1 protein-coding gene is annotated in these 1,278 nt (G+C 28.8%); it reads right to left on the bottom strand.

The window, feature by feature from the left end:
* Window positions 1-39 precede the first annotated feature (39 nt).
* Complete coding sequence (locus FHG05_RS18255; RefSeq protein ID WP_140999563.1) at window positions 40-1,047, bottom strand: transposase; 1,008 nt, start codon at window positions 1,045-1,047, stop codon at window positions 40-42.
* Window positions 1,048-1,278 lie beyond the last annotated feature (231 nt).

Below are 1,278 nucleotides of genomic sequence, written 5' to 3'. Positions count from 1 at the left end.
CGCATTCTATGATAAAAAACAAGTAAAAATATAAAATAATCAACAGGCAAACTTATACGTGTTTATGTATGGAGTTTGTCTGTTAATTACAGCAAATACTCTGCTTAAGATCTTACATTTTACATTGTTTAAAACTAGCATTGCATTTTTACCTTCTTCTTTCTTTTTATTATAGTATTGTTTTAGCTGTGGGTCATGTTTTACAGCTACTAAAGCACACATTTGTAATATAGCCTTCATCTTTTTATCTGCCATATGATTAACTTTAGTTCGTCCTTTAATACTAGATCCAGAAGTATGTTCAAAGGGTGCTGTTCCAGCATAACAAGCAAACTTTCTTGCGTTATCGAAAGCTGTAAAACCTTTTGTAATTATTAGCAAATAGATGGCTGTTTTATCTCCAATACCTGGAACACTTTTAACCAATTCAAATTGATTTTTTAATTGTATTTGATTGGATATTATGTCCATCATTTCTTTTTCAATGGTTTTTAATGTGGCTTTTAAGAACTTTATTGTTTTGCTATTTATTCCTACAATTGATTTATAGATTTGTTTTGGCATAAAGTCTTCATTTTCTTTTGTTGCTTCAAAAAGCTTAAAAGATTTCATTACTTTTTCTCTTTCTGTAAAAAGCAACTTTAGTTGTAGAATTTCTTTTTCAGGCAATTCTGTAAGTTTTAGTTTATCAATGTGTCTGATACTATACCAAGCGATATCTTTAGCGTCAGTTTTATCATTTTTACCTCTTGAAATACCTTTAGATCTTTTGATTTCTATTGCAGGGACTATCCAATAATCAAGTTTGTTTTCAGACAAAAAACAACTTAAAGGAAAGGTGTAAACACCTGTGTTTTCACAGCAAAACAAAACAGTCGATAAATCTACTTTTTGCCTTTTAAACTCTTTTAAAATAGATGCAATTCCCTTTAAATTATTTTCAATAATAAAATGATTACAAATTTTGGAAGCTTGATTATCTAAAATAACTACATCCAATTTAGATTTTGAAATGTCAATTCCTACGTGAAATAAATACTTTTTCATAACTTTGAATTTAAGATAAATAAATAATGTTGAAATTCTTTAAAGCCTTTATTAGACCACTATGTCTATCATTCTATTTGAAGTAATTCAACAGGATTCAAGGAGAAGACAGAGGACTAATGCGCGATATAAGTCACAAGCTTAGCGGATTTAATAGTTCACCTCTGTTTTCCTTTGAATAAATTTAGTGATTTTTAAAATGCAAAGTAAAGGCGGATTTACAATCCGTGC

Source organism: Flavobacterium profundi, from assembly GCF_006491645.1.
In the GTDB taxonomy this organism is placed as follows: domain Bacteria; phylum Bacteroidota; class Bacteroidia; order Flavobacteriales; family Flavobacteriaceae; genus Flavobacterium; species Flavobacterium profundi.
The sequence above is the reverse complement of the archived record's forward strand: the minus strand, read 5'-3'. Positions and strand labels throughout refer to the sequence as shown.